This is a genomic window from Bradyrhizobium sp. HKCCYLRH3059 (assembly GCF_051168035.1).
Classification (GTDB): Bacteria; Pseudomonadota; Alphaproteobacteria; order Rhizobiales; family Xanthobacteraceae; genus Bradyrhizobium.
The window spans coordinates 738650-756593 of record NZ_JBNPUF010000002.1; the positions used below are offsets into that span (position 1 = coordinate 738650).

The 17944-nt window shown below is 66.0% G+C and carries 11 protein-coding genes; 5 read left to right on the forward strand and 6 right to left on the reverse strand.

Translation table 11 applies throughout. The features are described 5' to 3' along the window. The first annotated feature begins 31 nt into the window (after positions 1-31). Positions 32-817 carry an enoyl-CoA hydratase/isomerase family protein gene (locus tag ACQR13_RS10310; RefSeq protein WP_315754722.1) on the forward strand — a complete coding sequence of 262 codons (786 nt, stop codon included), beginning with the start codon at positions 32-34 and terminating at the stop codon, positions 815-817. Between the two features lie 8 nt (positions 818-825). Here the strand turns inward: ACQR13_RS10310 and ACQR13_RS10315 are convergent, their stop codons facing one another. Together ACQR13_RS10315 and ACQR13_RS10320 are read right to left on the reverse strand one after the other, a co-directional pair. Further along, the gene (locus tag ACQR13_RS10315; RefSeq protein ID WP_315754724.1) at positions 826-2532 is read right to left on the reverse strand and encodes an IlvD/Edd family dehydratase; all 1707 of its coding nucleotides are present in this window, start codon (positions 2530-2532) and stop codon (positions 826-828) included. 138 nt (positions 2533-2670) lie between these two features. Then, entirely contained in the window at positions 2671-3489 is an 819-nt protein-coding gene (locus ACQR13_RS10320; protein ID WP_315826402.1) for an NAD-dependent epimerase/dehydratase family protein, read from the reverse strand. An 89-nt stretch (positions 3490-3578) separates the two neighbouring features. Here ACQR13_RS10320 and ACQR13_RS10325 point away from each other — a divergent pair, with 89 nt between their 5' ends. Further along, positions 3579-4547, forward strand: a complete 969-nt coding sequence (locus ACQR13_RS10325) for an SMP-30/gluconolactonase/LRE family protein (RefSeq protein ID WP_316186861.1) — start codon at positions 3579-3581, stop codon at positions 4545-4547. A gap of 95 nt (positions 4548-4642) precedes the next feature. On the opposite strand, the gene ACQR13_RS10330 is transcribed toward ACQR13_RS10325, so the two are convergent. Together ACQR13_RS10330 and ACQR13_RS10335 are read right to left on the reverse strand one after the other, a co-directional pair. Beyond that, a complete protein-coding gene (locus tag ACQR13_RS10330; RefSeq protein ID WP_315754729.1) occupies positions 4643-6073 on the reverse strand; it encodes an aldehyde dehydrogenase family protein in 1431 nt (476 codons plus the stop codon). Between the two features lie 490 nt (positions 6074-6563). Beyond that, on the reverse strand, positions 6564-8933 hold the full coding sequence (locus tag ACQR13_RS10335; RefSeq protein ID WP_315754731.1) for a transketolase: 2370 nt from the start codon (positions 8931-8933) through the stop codon (positions 6564-6566). Between the two features lie 141 nt (positions 8934-9074). Here ACQR13_RS10335 and ACQR13_RS10340 point away from each other — a divergent pair, with 141 nt between their 5' ends. From ACQR13_RS10340 to ACQR13_RS10350, 3 genes are all read left to right on the forward strand, one after another. Further along, positions 9075-9536 (forward strand): Lrp/AsnC family transcriptional regulator, encoded by a 462-nt coding sequence (locus tag ACQR13_RS10340; protein ID WP_315715739.1) that lies wholly within the window; start codon positions 9075-9077, stop codon positions 9534-9536. Positions 9537-10892: 1356 nt separating this feature from the next. Next, entirely contained in the window at positions 10893-11996 is a 1104-nt protein-coding gene (locus ACQR13_RS10345) for a ferredoxin (RefSeq protein ID WP_315715737.1), read from the forward strand. Between the two features lie 55 nt (positions 11997-12051). Beyond that, positions 12052-13311 carry a 2Fe-2S iron-sulfur cluster-binding protein gene (locus ACQR13_RS10350; RefSeq protein ID WP_315826404.1) on the forward strand — a complete coding sequence of 420 codons (1260 nt, stop codon included), beginning with the start codon at positions 12052-12054 and terminating at the stop codon, positions 13309-13311. Between the two features lie 203 nt (positions 13312-13514). Here ACQR13_RS10350 and ACQR13_RS10355 read toward each other — a convergent pair whose 3' ends face one another. Both ACQR13_RS10355 and ACQR13_RS10360 read right to left on the reverse strand, forming a co-directional pair. After that, on the reverse strand, positions 13515-14687 hold the full coding sequence (locus ACQR13_RS10355) for a fumarylacetoacetate hydrolase family protein (RefSeq protein ID WP_434862799.1): 1173 nt from the start codon (positions 14685-14687) through the stop codon (positions 13515-13517). A gap of 85 nt (positions 14688-14772) precedes the next feature. Continuing rightward, positions 14773-17805, reverse strand: coding sequence for an autotransporter outer membrane beta-barrel domain-containing protein (locus ACQR13_RS10360; protein ID WP_434862800.1), 3033 nt, complete (start codon positions 17803-17805; stop codon positions 14773-14775). Positions 17806-17944 lie beyond the last annotated feature (139 nt).

A 17944-nucleotide genomic window follows, 5' to 3' on the forward strand; every position in this document is an offset into this window, starting at 1 on the left:
GGCAACAAAAGCCACGCCCCGGGAGGTATGAATGTCGGACGCCGTAGCGGAACCTGCCCGCCTGAGCATCGAAGGTCCGATCGCGACCATCACGCTCGACCGCCCGGCAGCGTTCAACGCCATCAACCTTGCGATTGCGAAGCGCTTGGAGCTGCTTGCGGCCCAGGTCGAGGCCGACGACACCATCCGCGTGCTGATCCTGAAAGGCGAAGGCCGCGCCTTCAGCGCCGGCGGCGACCTGCAGACGATCGGCGCTGCCGCCGAGGCCGACGCCATCACGCCTGTCGTCAGCGAACTGCTGCATCACTACCATGCCTTCATCGCGAGCCTGCGGCGCATGCCCAAGATCGTGCTGGCGAGCGTGCACGGCTCCGCCGCCGGCGCGGGGATGTCGCTCGCCTTCGCCGCCGACCTCTGCATTGCCGCCGAGGACGCGCGCTTCACGCCGGCCTATGCCAAGCTCGGCGTGTCGCCCGACGGCGGCGGTACAGTTGGCGTGGTCGCCACTGTGGGCATCAGGCGGGCGCTGCAGATCTTCCTGGCGGAGGACAGCTTCACGGCCGCGCAGGCCCGTGAATGGGGCTTGGTCGCGAAAGTCGTCCCCGCCCCCGAACTCGCGGCAGCCACCGAAGCGCTGGCTGCGCGGCTGGCGCTGAATGTGCCGGCGGGGATCGCGGCGACCAAGGCGCTAATCCATCGCGCGCCAACCAGCTCGGTCGAAGACCAGCTCGCCGCCGAGCGCGATGCCATCATCAACTGCATGCACACGGATGAATTCCGCGCCGCCGTGAAGCGGTTCACCAGCAAGGGAAAGTAGGACTGCGCTCACCCCTTCCCTTTCCGGCGCATGAAATCGAAATCGCAGCCGTCGTCGGCCTGCAGGATCGTTTCATGGAAGAGATGCGCATAGCCACGCTCCGCCCATTCGGGCGTTGCGGCTTGCTTCAGCACAGCGCGACGCCGGTCCAACTCGGCGTCGTCGACCAGCAGGTCGATGCTGCGCTTGGGAACATCGAGCCGGATCATGTCGCCGCTCCGCACCAGCGCCAGCGGGCCTCCAACCGCGGACTCCGGGGTGATATGCAGCACGATGGTGCCGAAGGCGGTGCCGCTCATGCGCGCATCGGAGATGCGCACCATGTCCTTCGTGCCGCCGCGCGCGAGCTTCTTCGGGATCGGCAGGTACCCCGCCTCCGGCATGCCGGGTGCGCCTTTCGGCCCGGCGTTGCGCAGCACCAGGACATCGTCGGCCGAGACGTCGAGATCGGGAGCATCGACCCGCAAGGTCATGTCCTCGATCGACTCGAACACGACGGCGCGCCCGGTGTGCTGCAGCAGCTTGGGGCTTGCCGCCGAATGCTTGATGACCGCGCCGCGCGGCGCCAGATTGCCGCGCAGCACGGCAAGGCCGCCTTCCGGCTTGATCGCGTCGCCGCGCGCGCGGATCACGTCCTGCCCCGGCACGTCCTCGGCAGCGGCCACGATGTCGCGCAACGATTGGCCGGTGATCGAGCGGCAATCGAGATCAATGAGATCGCCGAGCTGCTTCATCAGCTTCGGCACGCCACCGGCGTGATGGAAATGCTCCATGTAGTGATCGCCGGACGGCTTGAGATCGACCAGCACCGGCACCTCGCGACCGATGCTGTCGAATGCATCGAGTTCGATTTTATGCGGCGTCCGGCCGGCGATGGCGGTGAGATGCACGAGCCCGTTGGTCGAGCCGCCGATCGCCTGCAGCACCACCTGCGCATTCCGGAACGCCGCAGGGGTCAGCAGTTCGCTCGGCTTCGGTCCCTTCACCTTGGCCATCTCGGCCGCGACCCGGCCGCTGGCCTCGGCCGAGCGGAAGCGCTCGGCATGCGGCGCCGGGATGGTCGCGCTCATCGGCAAGGACAGTCCGAGCGCCTCGGTGATGCAGGCCATTGTCGAGGCCGTTCCCATCACCATGCAGGTGCCGACCGAAGGAGCGAGCCGGCCGTTGACTGCGTCGATCTCGCCGCCGTCCATCTCACCGGCGCGATACTTCGCCCAGAGACGTCGGCAGTCGGTGCAGGCGCCGAGCACCTCGCCCTTGTGATGCCCGACCACCATCGGCCCGACCGGAATGACCACCGTCGGCAGATCGGCCGACACCGCGGCCATGATCTGCGCGGGCAGGGTCTTGTCGCAGCCGCCGATGACCACCACCGCATCCATCGGCTGCGCGCGGATCATCTCCTCGGTTTCCATCGCCATCAGGTTGCGCAGATACATCGAGGTCGGATGCGCAAAACTCTCGGCGATCGAGATGGTCGGAAACACGAACGGCATCGCGCCCGACAGCATGACGCCGCGCTTCACCGCCTCCAGGATCTGCGGCACGTTGCCGTGGCACGGATTGTAGTCGCTGTAGGTGTTGGTGATGCCGACGATCGGGCGATCGAGCGCGTCGTCCGAATAGCCGGCCGCCTTGATGAAGGCCTTGCGCAGGAACAGCGAGAAGCCGGCATCGCCGTAAGCGGTCAGTCCCTTGCGCAATCCATCGGTCATGGTCTTCTCTTCTTTCATTCTCAACGTCATTCCGGGGCGCGCGAAGCGCGAACCCGGAATCCAGACATTGTCTTGCGCTCTCACATCGAGATTCCGGGTTCGCGTCCTGCGGACGCGCCCCGGAATGACGAGGTCGGATCAACCCCAGTCGATGATCCGGCTGGTGTCGCCGTCGAACTCAGTGGTGCAGAACGCGCCGCCCTGGAAATAGTCGCCGATCGGATCGGCGGGCAGCTTGGCCTGCTCGGCCAAGGCGTGCTCGCGGAAATCCTCCGCGCGGCCGGTCGGGCGATAGCCGAGGTCATAGGCACGCTGGTTGTCCCACCAGGCGCGCTCGTTCAGCGATGCGCCATAGAGCACTTCAAAATGGATGTCGGGATGCTCGAGGCCGATGCGGCAAAGTTGCACCAGATCTTCCGGCTTGAGCCAGATCGACAGCCGGCGCTTGTCGAGCGGCTTGTCGCCGAAATTGCCGATGCGGATGCAGGTCACCTTCAGCCCATGCTTGTCGGCATAGAGCGAGCCGACCGCCTCACCGAACACCTTGCTGACGCCGTAGCGGCCGTCGGGGCGCGGCTGCACCTCATTGTCGATCTTGCGGTGCCGCGGGTAGAAGCCGACCGCATGGTTCGACGACGCGAACACCACGCGCTTGACGCCCTTGCGGCGGGCCGCCTCGAACAGGTTGTAGCCGCCGATGATGTTGGCCTGCAGGATGTCGTTCCACGGTCCCTCGACCGAATAGCCGCCGAAATGGATGATGCCGTCGACGCCTTCGCACAGCGCCTCGACCTGGGCGAGGTCGGCAAGATTGGCCGCCTTGAAGGTCTCCTGGCTGGAAAGATCGGCAGGCGGTTTCAGGTCGCTGAGCAGAAGGTCCGGATAGATCGGCGGCAGCAGCTTCCGCAAGGAAGTGCCGATTCCACCGCTCGCACCGGTCATCAAGATACGTGGCATTTCATCCCTCGTGTTGGGTCCGCAGGTTTGCGGTTGTGGCGGGCCAATGATAGCAGAGATCGCAACCGCGCAATAACAGGACCGGCCAAATGTCCGACGGAAACGCTCACGCGCAGGGCTGGCGCCCTGCCACCTTCTATCCCGATCCGGCGATCCAGGCGCTGGATCCGCGCTTCGAGAAATACTGGCTCAAGCTCTCGGCCGTGGAGCGGCTGGCGACGGGCCTGCGCTGGGCGGAGGGGCCAGTGTGGTTCGGCGACGGGCGCTATCTGTTGTGCAGCGATATCCCCAACCAGCGCATCCTCAAATGGGAGGAGGAAAGCGGCGCGGTCTCGGTGTTTCGCAAGCCCTCCAATTTCGCCAATGGCAACACCCGGGATCGCCAGGGCCGTCTCGTCACCTGCGAGCACGGTGGCCGCCGCGTCACGCGGACCGAGTATGACGGCTCCATCACCGTGCTGATCGACTCCTTCGACGGCAAGCGGCTGAACTCGCCAAACGACGTCGTCGTCAAATCGGACGACTCGATCTGGTTCACAGATCCGACCTTCGGCCTGCTCGGCAATTACGAGGGCTACAAGGCCGAGTCCGAGATCGACGCCAACGTGTACCGGATCGACGCGGCCACGGGCCGGGCGACCATCGTCGCCGAGGGCGTGCTGGGACCGAACGGGCTGTGCTTCTCGCCCGATGAATCCATCCTCTACATCGTCGAATCCCGCGGCGTGCCGAACCGCAAGATCCTCGCCTATGACGTCTCCGCCGATGGCAGCAAGCTCGCCGACAAGCGCGTCCACATCGATGCCGGTCCGGGCACGCCGGACGGCATGCGCTGTGACGTCGACGGCAATCTCTGGTGCGGCTGGGGGATGGGCTCGCCCGAGCTCGATGGCGTCATGGTGTTCGCACCCGACGGCGCCCCGATCGGCCGCATCGCCTTGCCCGAGCGCTGCGCCAACCTCTGCTTTGGCGGCCTCAAGCGCAACCGCCTGTTCATGGCCGCCAGCCAGTCGATCTACGCGCTCTACGTCAACACGCAGGGCGCGCTGGGGGGATAATTGGCCGTCATTGCGAGGAGCGAAGCGACGAAGCAATCCAGACTTCCTTCCCGGCCCCTGGATTGCTTCGCTGCGCTCGCAATGACGGAGACCAATCAAGCCGCGTTGTAGCCCGCGATGGCCTTGACCTCGAGATACTCCTCGAGACCGAACCGGCCCCATTCGCGGCCGTTGCCGGACTGCTTGTAGCCACCGAACGGCGCGGTGCGGTCGTTCGGGACACCCTGCAGGTTGACGTTGCCGGCGCGGATCTTGCGGCCGACCTCGCGGGCCTTCTCGATCGTCGGCGCCGTGACATAGCCGGCAAGACCATAGGGCGTGTCGTTGGCGATACGCACCGCCTCGTTCTCGTCCTTGGCGCCGATGATCACGAGCACTGGTCCAAAGATTTCCTCGCGCGAGATCGTCATCTCAGGCTTGACGTCGGCGAAGATGGTCGGCCGCACATAGAAGCCCTTGTTGACGCCCTCCGGCAGGCCCGGGCCGCCGGCGACGAGGGTCGCGCCCTCCTCGATACCCTTATTGATGAGGGCCTGGATCTTGTCCCACTGGCCGCGATTGACGACCGGGCCGATCGTGGTGCCCTCGCCGCGCGGGTCACCCGCCTTGGTCTTGTCGGCGACGCCCTTCGCGATGGCAGCGACTTCCTTCATGCGCGCGGCCGGCACGATCATGCGCGACGGCGCGTTGCAGGACTGGCCGGAGTTGTTGAACATATGCATGACGCCGCCGGTCACTGCCTTCACCAGGTCGGAGCCCTCCAGGATCACGTTCGGCGACTTGCCGCCGAGTTCCTGGCTGACGCGCTTCACGGTCGGCGCCGCGCGCTTGGCGACGTCGATGCCGGCGCGGGTCGATCCGGTGAACGAGATCATGTCGATGTCCGGATGCTCGCTCATCGCAGCGCCGACCTCCGGCCCGAGGCCGTTGATCAGGTTGAACACGCCCTTCGGCACGCCGGCTTCATGCAGGATCTCGGCGAAGATCAGCGCCGAGGTCGGAGTGAATTCCGACGGCTTCAGGATCATGGTGCAGCCCGCGGCCAGCGCCGGCGCGACCTTGCAGGCGATCTGGTTCAGCGGCCAGTTCCAGGGCGTGATCATGCCGACCACGCCGACCGGCTCGCGCACCACCACGGACGCAGGCAGCGTCTCCTCGAACTCATACTTCTTCAGCACGTCGAGCGTTGACATCAGATGGCCGAGGCCGGCGCCGGCCTGCAGCTTCTCCGCCATCGGCAGCGGCGCGCCCATCTCGTCGGAGACGGCGGCGCCGATCTCCTTCATGCGGCCCTTGTAGATCGTGATGATCTTCTCGAGCAGCGCGACGCGCTCCTCGCGCGAGGTCTGTGAGAAGGTCTCGAAGGCGCGCTTGGCGGCGGCGACGGCCTTGTCGACATCGGCCTTGGAGCCCAGCGCAACCTCGTACATCGCCTCCTCGGTCGCCGGATTGATGACCTGGGTGGACTTCTTGACGACCGGATCGACCCAGGCGCCGTCGATGTAGAATTGCAGGCGATTGACCATCGGAAAACCTCTTCACGTGGAAGCATCTGGAGGGGGCGGCAGCACGCGGCCGGCATCCTGGCACGCGCGATCCGCGGGATGAACCCGCCACATGCGGGGACCGGGGTTGCGTCCCGCGGATATAGGAGCAAGGCCGCGACCGGCGCAAGCCGACCGGCCTGCGTTTCGTCGCCGCTCCATTTTGCATCGCAGCAACCGCGTGTCCCCTTCGCCCCCTCCAGATCGCCATCATTCCGGATGGCAGAATTCCCGCCGTCGAAGATTCATTTCCAAGATGTGAACTGCTTCACATCGCCGTTCGATCGCTCTGGCTAATCTCCTCTTCATAGACATCCCGGCATCTCGAAAGGACGCCGGATAAGATTTCAGAACCGATATTTTCGCCAGTTCTTATTGCGCAGCCTTTCAGTACGTAGACATTTGATCCAAGTTGCGACGCCGTCTCCTTCATCCAGGTGAGGGAGACGGCGTCCCCGTTCTTGGCCCGCCCTCACACTGCCATCTTGCGATGCCGGACCGGCGCGCCAGTGAGGCTCTCGGCCGCATCGATGATCGCGTTGGCGTCCATCCCATTGTGGCGATAGAGGTCGTCGATCGTCCCGGTCTGGCCGAATTTCTCAACCCCCAGCGCCTCGACGCGATGGCCGCGCACCGAGCCGAGCCAGCCGAGCGTCGCCGGATGGCCGTCGATCACGGTGACGATGCCGCAATCGCGCGGCAGCGGCGCCAGCAGTTGTTCGATGTGGCTGAGATGTTGCACACCGCGCCGATGCCGCCGCAGGCTGCGCGCCGCCGTCCATCCGGCATGCAGCCGGTCCGCCGAGGTGATCGCGAGCAGGCCGACGTCGCGGCGGGACTCGCCGATCAGGCCGGTGGCCTCGATCGCCTCCGGCGCGACCGCGCCGGTATAGGCGACGATCACCTCGGCATTCGGTCCCGGCTTGCGCAGCCAATAGGCGCCGGCGGCGATGTCGGATTCCAGCTCCGGCGTCATGATCCGCTGCGGCTGATCGATGGTGCGCGTCGACAGCCGCAGATAGAGCGAGCCGCCCTCGCCTGCCTCGCGCTGCATGTGGGCAAAGCCCCATTTCATGATCGCGGCGAGCTCGTCGACGAAGGCCGGCTCGAACGACGACAGCCCGTCCTGCGCCATGCCGATCAACGGTGTCGCGATCGACTGATGCGCGCCGCCCTCCGGCGCCAAGGTCACGCCCGACGGCGTGGCCGCCACCATGAAACGCGCATCCTGATAGCAGGCGTAGTTCAGCGCATCGAGGCCGCGCTCGATGAAGGGATCGTACAAGGTGACCACCGGCAGCAGCCGCGCGCCGTTGATGGCGTGCGACAGGCCAAGCGCCGAGGCCATGATGAACAGGTTCATCTCGGCGATCCCCAGCTCGATATGCTGGCCCTTCGGCGAGGCCGCCCAATTGAAGGTCGACGGGATCTTCTCGCTGCGGAACAAATCCGCCTTCTCCGCGCGGGCGAACAGGCCACGGCGGTTGACCCAGGCGCCAAGATTGGTCGAGACGGTGACGTCGGGCGACGAGGTCACGATGCGCGAGGCCAGCGCGGTGTCGCTGCGGGCGAGATCGTTGAGGATCAGGCCAAAGCCCTGCTGCGTCGACATCTGCGCCGCCGCGGTGAAGGTCAGCCGCTCCGGCACGTCGAACACCGCATCATCGAGCCGGCGGCCATCGCGATTGAACGGCACCGACGCGAGGAACGACTCCAGCGTCGAAGCATCCTGCGTCAGTCCCTCGAACTTGTCCCACTCATGGCCCGGGCGAATGTTCTGCTGCGCGCGCCACTTCTCCATCTGGGCGACGGTCATCAGGCCGGCGTGATTGTCCTTGTGGCCCTGGAACGGCAGGCCGACGCCCTTGATGGTATAGGCGATGAAGCACACCGGGCGGTCGTGGTCGATGGACTCGAAGGCATCAAGCATGCTGGCCATGTCGTGGCCGCCGAGATTGCTCATCAGCGCCAGCAACTCGTCGTCGGTGCGCTTGTCGAGCAGCCGGGTCACGTCGCCCTGATCGCCGATCTCGTCCTGGATGTGCTTGCGGAAGGCAGCCCCACCCTGGAAGCACAGCGCCGCATAAAGCGCGTTCGGGCAGTTATCGATCCAGCGCCGCAGCGCCTCGCCGCCGGGTTCGGCAAACGCCTCGCGCATCAGCCGGCCGTATTTCACGATCACCACGTCCCAACCGAAATTGCGGAACATGGTTTCGAACTTCTCCCACAGGCCCTCGCGCACGACGGCGTCCAGGCTCTGGCGGTTGTAGTCAACGATCCACCAGGTGTTGCGCAGGCCGTGCTTCCAGCCTTCGGCCAGGGCCTCGAAGATATTGCCCTCGTCCATCTCGGCGTCGCCGACCAGCGCGATCATGCGGCCCTCGCGGCGGTCCTTCATCCAGCCATGCGCGTGCACGTAGTCCTGCACCAGCGAGGAGAACAAAGTCTGCGCGACGCCGAGGCCGACCGAGCCGGTCGAGAAGTCGACATCGTCGACATCCTTGGTGCGCGACGGATAGGATTGCGCGCCCTTGAAGCCACGGAAATTCTCCAGCTTCTCGCGCGTCTGCCGGCCGAACAGATATTGGATGGCATGGAAGACGGGGCTCGCATGCGGCTTCACCGCGACGCGGTCCTCCGGGCGCAGCACCGAGAAGTACAGCGCCGACATGATGGTCGCGAGCGAGGCGGAGGAGGCCTGGTGGCCGCCGACCTTCAGGCCGTCGGTGTTCGGCCGGATGTGGTTGGCGTGATGGATGGTCCAGGACGACAGCCACAGCGCCTTGCGGGTCAGCGCGTTCAGGATGTCGAGACGGTCTGACGATGCGGATGGCGTGGCCATGGCGCGCTGCTCCCCGGGGCCTTGTTGGATTCGCCGATTTTAATCCTGTCGCACCGGCCATAATTCTCAATTTTTCGCGTGCAGTTGCCGATTGTTGAGATATTTTCCCATTCAGAATCCACTTTGAGCGATTTTATCCCAATGCCCGAGCTCGACGCCATCGACCGCAAGATCCTCGGCCATCTCCAGGCCGACGGCCGCATCACCATGCAGGAGCTCGCCGACAAGGTCGGGCTGTCGGTCTCGCCCTGCCACCGCCGCGTCAAGCTCTTGGAGGAGCGCGGCGTCATCACCCGCTATCTCGCGACCGTCGACCAGAAGGCGCTCGGGCTGCACGTGTCCGTCTTCATCTCCATCAAGCTCGCGCGGCAGAAGGAGGAGGACCTCAAGCGCTTCGAAAAGGCGATCTCGGCCTGGCCCGAGGTGCTGGAATGCTATCTGATGACGGGAAATCGCGACTATTTGCTGCGCGTGGTGGCGGCTGATTTGTCGTCGTATGAGGCGTTCCTGAAGAGCAAGCTGACCCGCCTCGACGGCATCGCCTCGATCGAGTCGAGCTTTGCGCTGAGCCAGGTGAAGTACTCCATCGCGCTGCCGGTGTGAGCCGGGTCCCATCCACGACCTCAGCTGTCGTCCCTGCGAACGCAGGGACCCATACTCCGCGGCAGACGTTGCGAAGAACGACTGGTCCAACATCGTGCGCAACAACATCTCCCTGGGGTTATGGGTCCCGGATCTGCGCGTGCTGCGCACGCTTGTCCGGGACGACAGCGGAGAGCCAAGCGAGACTTTCGGCCAGCTCTGGCGCTCGGCCATGAGAGACCTCGCATGAGCCCCTCTCCCTGCGCCGTCATTCCGGGGCGCCCGCAGGGCGAGCCCGGAATCCATAACCACGATCGTGCGTATGGATTCCGGGCCCGCGCCGCTGCGCGACGCGTCCCGGAATGACGACCTTTGTTGTGTCATCGGATTTGCCACAATCGTGAGTCCAGGACCGACCGGGATGGTCACATGCGTTCTCACTCCCGCGGCGCGTTGCGTCCGGGTGATGCCGATATCATCGCCCTTATGACGTGAAGGGCGCAGGGAAGGCCGGGCGCTGGCCGCGCCCGTGGCCCGCCTGCGGAAAAAATGCAGGCGGCAGGTACCACAGGTCTGGCCGAAGACGCCCGGCCCTCCCTGCGCGATGGTTTTGACGGCTGCTTCGCGTTCTCCCCGGTGCGCCGGCTTTTGGCCACCGTGCGCGACGACGCGCTGTCCGCGCGCCGCCGCGGGGACACCAGCATCGGGGTGCCAGGACCGCGCGACTTGACCGTGCGTGCATCATTGTTCGTCGGCGCGAATGATCACGCTGCAACGACACACGCCCATCGCATTCCGCTGCCGACGTCCATGACGACCGCGATACGTCCCCTCCGACGCAACGGAACGGGCTGGACTGTAATGCTGATTATACGAAATCGGCAAGCGATTTATTTTTTGCCTGACGGCTGGACAGGATTTTAGCGCGCGATCTGATTTGCCCGTCGGGTCGTTATGGCAGCGTCGAAATCATCTGCGCACTGCCCTGATCACGCCCGAACTACGTCACAGCCGAGGCCGTCATTGATCCAGATCAAACGATCTGGAAAAACTGCTCCAGCCCCCGATCAAATCCTTGATGTTCCTCGATTTGATCCAGATCAAACGGCCGCAGGCCGACCGCAGCATGGCCCAGGGACGTCCATATTGGCCGTCAAAAAGCGCCACATCTCGCCGTCAGATTCTGCGTCACAGCATGCGCTGCGACACGAAGTCACAGGGATTGCGGGACTAACAACTCCGCGCCTGTGAACGTGACGTCGGCGCGATCGTGAAGACCAACTCGCGTCCTGGAAAGCAATGCAGAACAACAGCGCTCAACGTTCGCCCCGACACGACTACGCTTCGCAACATCGAGATGCCCGGCCGCTCGCGCACGTGGCGGTGAAGGTGGCTCCCGCCAGGTATCAGCCGGCCGCACAGGCCGGCAGCCGCAGCACCGGACGGGCCGAGCGGCGATTCTGGCTGACGATGCAGACGGTCATGCTGGTCGTCGGCGTGCTGCTGGTGAACCTGCTGCTGTTCTTCCCTCCCCTCGGCATCGCCCTGATGTGGAATCTCCTGATTCCGATCGCGCCCGCGCTGGTGACGATCTCGCCCGGCCTGTGGCGCAACATCTGTCCAATGGCGACATTCCATCTGCTGCCGAACAAGATGGGCATCTCGCAGAACATCCGGATGCCGGAATGGGGCGCGGCGACGCTCGCGGTGATCAGCGTGACGCTTCTTTTCATCGTCGTGCCGATGCGACGAATCGGACTCAATGTCGACGGTCCGCTGACGGCGGTCATGCTGCTGTCGGCCGCGGTCATGGCGTTCGCGATGGGCTCTGTGTTCGAAATGCGCTCGGGCTGGTGCACCTCGCTGTGTCCGATCCACCCCGTCGAGCGGCTCTACGGCACCAACCCCGCCCTGACCTTCAAGAATGCCCGCTGCAACATCTGCGAGGCCTGCAGCAATCCGTGTCCCGACTCCACGCCCGAGCTGACGCCGACGGCGGGCGTGCCCACCAAAGTCCAGCAGTTCCTCGGCAACTTCCTGATCGGCAGCTTCCCCGGCTTCGTCTGGGGCTGGTATCAAGTGCCGGACTATCCGCCGCAGCAGGTCGACCAGGCCGCGATCATCACCGCCTATGTGTGGCCGCTGGGCGCCGCGCTCGTCAGCTACGTCGTCTTCAGGGTCGGCGAGCACATCCTGCGCTACAGGCCCGCCGCCCGCACCCGGATGCATCGCATCTTCGCGGCGGCCGCGATCAGCACCTACTACTGGTATCGCCTGCCCGGCCCGGCATCCTTGCTGCCGGACTGGTTTCCGCTGGTCTCGCATCTCATCACGACGCCGTTCTTCTTCTGGTTCCTGGTGCTGCGTTCGCCGAAGGTGAGCTGGCTGAAGCGGCCGGTGATGGCGTCGAACTACTGGTCGAGCCGGTTCGAGAGCACCGCCAACAAGAATCTCATCCGCGTGTCGCCCGGCAAGGCGTGAATCCCCGCGGTCTCATCCCACCATCGTCACAGCGTATCCGATCGAGGAGTGAACCATGTCGAACTTCAGGACCGTCACCGTCAAGGGCCGCCAGTTCCGCGTCCGCGCGGGTGACGTGCTGCTCGATGGCGCGCTCGCCAACGGCGTCGAGATTCCGTTCGACTGTCGCGCCGGCACCTGCGGCACCTGCATGGTTCACGTCTCCAAGGGCCAGACGGTGTGCGGCGAGACGCATACGCAGGGCATGATCTATGCCTGCCAGGCGCGCGTCGTCTCCGATCTCGACGTCGAGCTGGAGGACGTGCCGGAAATCGACACCAGCAAGGCGCGGCTGGTCGGCCTGCGCGAGGTCGCGCCCGACATCATGGAGCTGATGATCGCTCCGGAGAAGAGCATCAGCTATCTGCCCGGGCAGTACTTCAAGTTCACCTTCAACGGCTATCCGGCACGCGCCTACAGCCCAACGGCGTCGTTCGACGGCCGCATCGGCGGCCGCGTCATCCATCTCAACATCAAGCGCGTGCGCGGCGGCCGCGTCACGACGGCGCTCGGCAGCGGCATCCGTCCCGGCCATCGGCTGCGCATCCAGGGGCCGTATGGGCATGCGTTCCTGCGCCCGGGCGGCACCGGCCGTCTCGTCCTCGCCGGCAGCGGCACCGGCTTCGCGCCGATCTGGGCGATCGCCGCGATGGCGCTGCGCGAGTCCCGCAACCGGCCGATGGTGATCATCGCCGGCGCCAAGAAGCTGCCGCAGCTCTACATGACGCCGATCCTGGCGCAATTGGCGCGGCTGCCGAACGTCACGATCATCCCGACGGTCGAGGAAGGTCCGGTCAATCATCCCTCGATCCGCACCGGACGGATCGAGCCGCACATGCCGACGCTGACGGCCTCCGATGTCGTCTATGCCTGCGGCTCGCCGCGCATGGTGACCGCGCTCGCCGGGATGGTCGAGAAGGCCGGCGCGACGTTCTATGCCGACCCGTTCGATTCCGCGCCACCAGAAGCGCCATCCGGCCTGATCGGCCGCATCAAGACGCTCGTGGCGCGACGTCCGCCCGAGCCTGAGCCGGGCCGTGACGGCGGCAGGGGGCGTGACGCGTCGCTCGATCCGTTCGAGCGGGCGCTGTCGCTGGTGCCGAAGGATCCGATCGACGACGATCTGGGCCTGCGCCGGTCGGAGCCACGGCGCAGCACGGCCGCCGAACGCGACCACGCACTCTCGCTGGTGCGCGAGCGCGCGCTGGGCGACGCCTCATCGCTGCAGGAGCGCCCGCGCCGCGCCGCCAGCCAGATGGCCTCGGGGCATGTGTGAGATGACGCAGGAGCCCCCCAGTCTCTCCGTCACTCCGGGGCGCTCGCGAAGCGAGCGAGCCCGGAGTCCATAACCACCAGCCTGCGTGATGGAGCGCGATCGTAACTCAGGCCGTCTGCCTCACGAGCGCTGCGGCGTATGGATTCCGGGCTCGCGCTGTCGCGCGCCCCGGAATGACATCGTGGGTGTGGAGGCTGCGTGCCTCAGATCAGCTTCCGCCGCGCCAGGCTGCGCATCAGCGCACCCACGCCGAACGTCCACGGCTCGCATTCGTCGCTGTTGCGCATGCGGTTGACGAGACGACCGAGTTGAGGCGCCGAGATCGTGACGATGTCGTCGCGCTTGTGGGTGAACCCCTGGCCCGGTGCGTCGCGATCCTCGACGGGCGCGAACATCGTGCCGAGGAACAGCGCGAAGCCGTCGGGATATTGATGCACGGCACCGATGGTCTGGGCGACGAGGTCGGTCGGATCGCGGCTGATCTTGCTGATGGAGGAATGGCCGTCGAGCACGAAGCCGTCGCTGCCGGTCACGTTCAGCGCCACGTCCATCTTGCGGACGTCATCCAGCGTGAAGGTCTTGTCGAACAGGCGCAGCAAGGGGCCGATGGCGCAGGAGGCGTTGTTGTCCTTGGCTTTCGACAGCAGCAGCGCCGAGCGGCCCTCGAAGTCGCGCAGGTTGACGTCATTGCCGAGCATCGCGCCGACGATCCGGCCGCGGCTCGACACCGCCAGCACCACCTCCGGCTCCGGATTGTTCCAGGTCGATTTCGGATGCAGCCCGGCATCCATGCCGGTGCCGACAGATGACAGCGTCGGCGCCTTGGTGAAGACCTCGGCATCGGGGCCGATGCCGACCTCGAGATATTGGCTCCAGGCGTTCTGCTCGATCAGCACCTGCTTGAGGTGCATCGCCTGGTCGGAGCCGGGTTTGAGCTTGGAGAAATCGTCGCCGACCAGACGCACCACCTCTTTCCGGATCGCCTCGGCCGAGGCCGGATTGCCGCGCGCCCGCTCCTCGATGACGCGCTCCAGCATCGAGATCGCGAAGGTGACGCCGGCCGCCTTCAGGACCTGCAGGTCGACCGGTGCCAGCAGCCACGGCTTGGCCGGATCGCGGCGATCCGGCGGGGTGTTGGCGAGGATGGCGGCGAGGTCGCCGATGCGCTGCCCGCCCATGCTGCGCAGCGCCGTCGCCGGATCATCCTGCTCGCACAGCGCGCTGACGGTGGGGAAAGCCGAGGTGACGTCATAAACACCGTCATCGCGCACCGCGACCACGGCCGGTCCGTCCACGTCGGGGCGCCAGACCCGGCCAACCAGCGTGCCGCTGGTGCCGTCGTCGGGCAGGACGGTCTCGGGCGTCAGGTTGATCATGGCGTCGTGCTCCCTGTTGTTCTTGTTGCTCAGCGCACCCCTAGCATCGGTGCACGCCGGCTCCAAGCCACACGACGTCGCGCGATCACCAACTGTAGCGCACCACGCCCTTGCCGGCGTAGGAGCGGCTGATGGACGAGAATTCGCCTTCGAAGGTGGCGGCCGCCGACCAGCCGTTGCGCCAGACGATTTCGGCCGAGGCCGTGGTGAGCGCGAGGTCGCGCGACTGCGCGGCGCCGTTGACGACGAAGCTCGTGCCCGGCAGCGCCTGGAAGCCCGCGGTCATGGTGCGATCGGGGTTGAAATTGTGCGCCCAGGCGGCGCGGCCGCGCAGCGACAGCACGCCGTCGGCGAGCGCAAACGACCGGTCGACGCGCGCGCCGAGCTCGGTGCGCGCATCCGTCACGGTCTTGCCGGCATAGCTCAGCGCGAAGGTGCCCGCGCCGGAGAGCACCTGCTCGGCATAGGACGGCAGCACGTAAGCCGTCGCCTGGCCGCCGAGATAGGGCGTGATCCCGCCCCACGGCGTGGCATAGCGGCGGCCGGCCTCGAGGCGGGCCGAATAGGCCGACGCATCGAAGCGGGCGCGGAGCTGGTCGACGCCGGCGACGGTCACGGTGCGGTCGGTGGTCACGTCGTGCCAGCCATAGGCGAGCGCCGCGGAGAGATAGTCCGGACCACTGCGATAGCGGGCGAAGGCGCCGGCCTGGAACAGGTCGGAGCGGCCGCTGCCGCCGCCATTGACGCCGAAGCTGGTGCCGCCGCCCGACAGCGCGAAGCCGGCCAGCCAGTTCGGCGACACGATGTAATCGGCGCCCGCGGCGAAGCCGACCTCGCGGATGGTGGCGTTGTTCGAGCCGAGCGCGGCATTGCCGTCGGCGAACGAACCGCCACCGAACGGCGCCGCCCAGGTGCTCCAGCGCTCATCGAAGCGCTGGGCCGGTGTGGCCTTCACCGGCATGCGCGCGAAGGCATCGCGAGGCGAAGCGCCCTGCCCTGCGTCGGCGAACGCCGCTGCCGGACTAGATGCGTTCGCGCTGCGCCCGGCGACAAAGGGATCGGTCATCAGGCCAAGGAAGATCTTCATCGAGTCGAACATCGCCTGCTGCGAGGCGGTGGCGATCTCGCCGGACGCCTGCGTCAGGCCGGCTGGGGTCAACGCGCCGAAAGCGAGCGGGATGCCGCCGGTGCGGTTGAAATAGCCGGTCGTGGTATCCGTGACGTTCTGCTGGTTGGTGTTGGTCCCGGCCGTGCCGAGCGTCAGGTTCAGATAGACGTTGTTGGCGTCGTAGCTCAGGCTCGAAGAGAAGTTGGCCGGCAGGTTGGTGTTGATCAGCGTGTTGAAGGTGCCGCTGATGCCGCCGGCGGCGTTGATGATCGTGTACTGCTTGTTGACATAGCTGCCAGGGGCGAACGCCGCCTGCACCGTGGCGCCACCTAGTGTCGCGGTGCCCGTCACATTGACCCGGTCGGCATTGGCCGGCGACACCTCGACCATGTAGCTCGCGGCCGCCGTGAACACGAGGCTGCCCTGCACCGTGAGCAGCCCGATCGAATTGCCCGGCGCGAGCGCGCCGCCATTGACCAGCGTGCTGCCGACGATGCCGTTGCCGCCGAACGTGCCGCCGGCATTCACGGTGACGCTGCTGCCGGCGATGGCGCCGTTGACGGCGAGGATGCCGCCATCGACCGTGGTCGTGCCGGTGTAGGTGTTGATGCCGGACAATATCAGCTTGCCGCTGCCGACCTTGGTCAGCGAGCCTGGGCCGATGGTGCCGCACCCGCAAGGATCGGTGTCGCCGATCACGCCGGAGACCTCGGTGGAGAGATTGTTGCCGCCGACCACCAGCGTGTTGAAGGCGCCGATGTAGTAGTTGCCGGAACCCGCCAGCGAGCCGGCGGTGATGCGGCCGTCGCCATTGACACCCACGCTACCGGAGAAATCGACCACGCCGGTGCCATTGGTGACGAACTGGGCGGTGCCGCCGGTCGTATTGTCGAGGAAGCGGGTGCGGCCGCCATCATTGGTGATGATCGTGGCGGAGCCGGCGCTGGCATGATCGAAGAACAGCGTCGATCCGCCGTCATTGGTGGTGACGGTCGCGTTCGCCGCGGTGGAATGGGCGTTGAACTGGACCTGGCCGTTCATGTTGTTGATGATGGTGGCATTGCCGGCCGACGGGGTGTCGCTGCCGAAGCCGATCCCGAACATCACGTACGAATTGCCGCCATTGGTGATGACCGCATTGGCGGCCGTGGCGGCATTGACGAACGCCAGCAGGCTGAACGTATCGTTCGTGATCGTCGCATTGCCGGCGCTGGTGTTGGCGTTGAACAGCGTGCGGCCCTGATGGTTGGTGATCACGGCGTTCCCCGCCGTGGCCGTGTCCGTGCCGCCGGCGACACCGAACGCGGTCGTGGCGATCGACTGGTTCACGATCGTCATCGTGCCGGCGGAGCTCGCGCCGAGGAAGTTGGTGGTGCCGCCGTCATTGGTGAGCGAGGTGATGCCGGAGGTGTCGGCCCTGACGATGTTGAAGATGCCGAAATTCGACACGTCGCCGATGATGCGGGCGGTGTGGGTGGCGTCGCCGAGCTGCAGCGTCGCGACGCTGCCGATGAAGGTGCCGCCCGAATAGGAGTTGGTGCCGAGCAGAATCGTGGTGCTGTTGCCGAGCAGCTCGGCGCGCACGCCGGCAACGGTCTCGCCGAGATTGTTGCCGATCGTGATCGTCTGGCCGGAATTGGCGTTGTTGATGAAGCCCCAGCCGGAGCCGGCGACGCCGAAATTCACGCCGGCGCCGCCAATCGAATAGGACTGGGCGTTGCTGAGGAAGATCCAGGAATCCGGATTGATCGGCGCGGTGACCGTGATGGTCGATGCGCCGGTGGCGCCGAACAGCGCCTCCTGGCCGCTCGATGCCGGCGGCGCGCCGGCCGGCGGGCTCTCCCAGTTGGTCGAGAGATTGTAGTCGGAGGTCGCGGTGGACGAGCCGGTGCCGCCCCAGGTGTAGTCGGTCTGGGCCTGCGCCGACGTCGTCAGCCCGAGCACGACCACGGGTGCCAACGCGCCAAACAGCCAGCGTACAACCCAATCAGCCGTCGTGTCGCCCGACATCCGCACTCCATCGCTCCCAAGCTTTGTTCTGCACGGTCTCGTGCAGTCCAAAACCTAGCAGCGCGGAGTCCACCGTCGGGACGATATGCGAATGCGTTTTTCCAAGGATTTCAGGTGATTACACGTTTCACTTCGGATG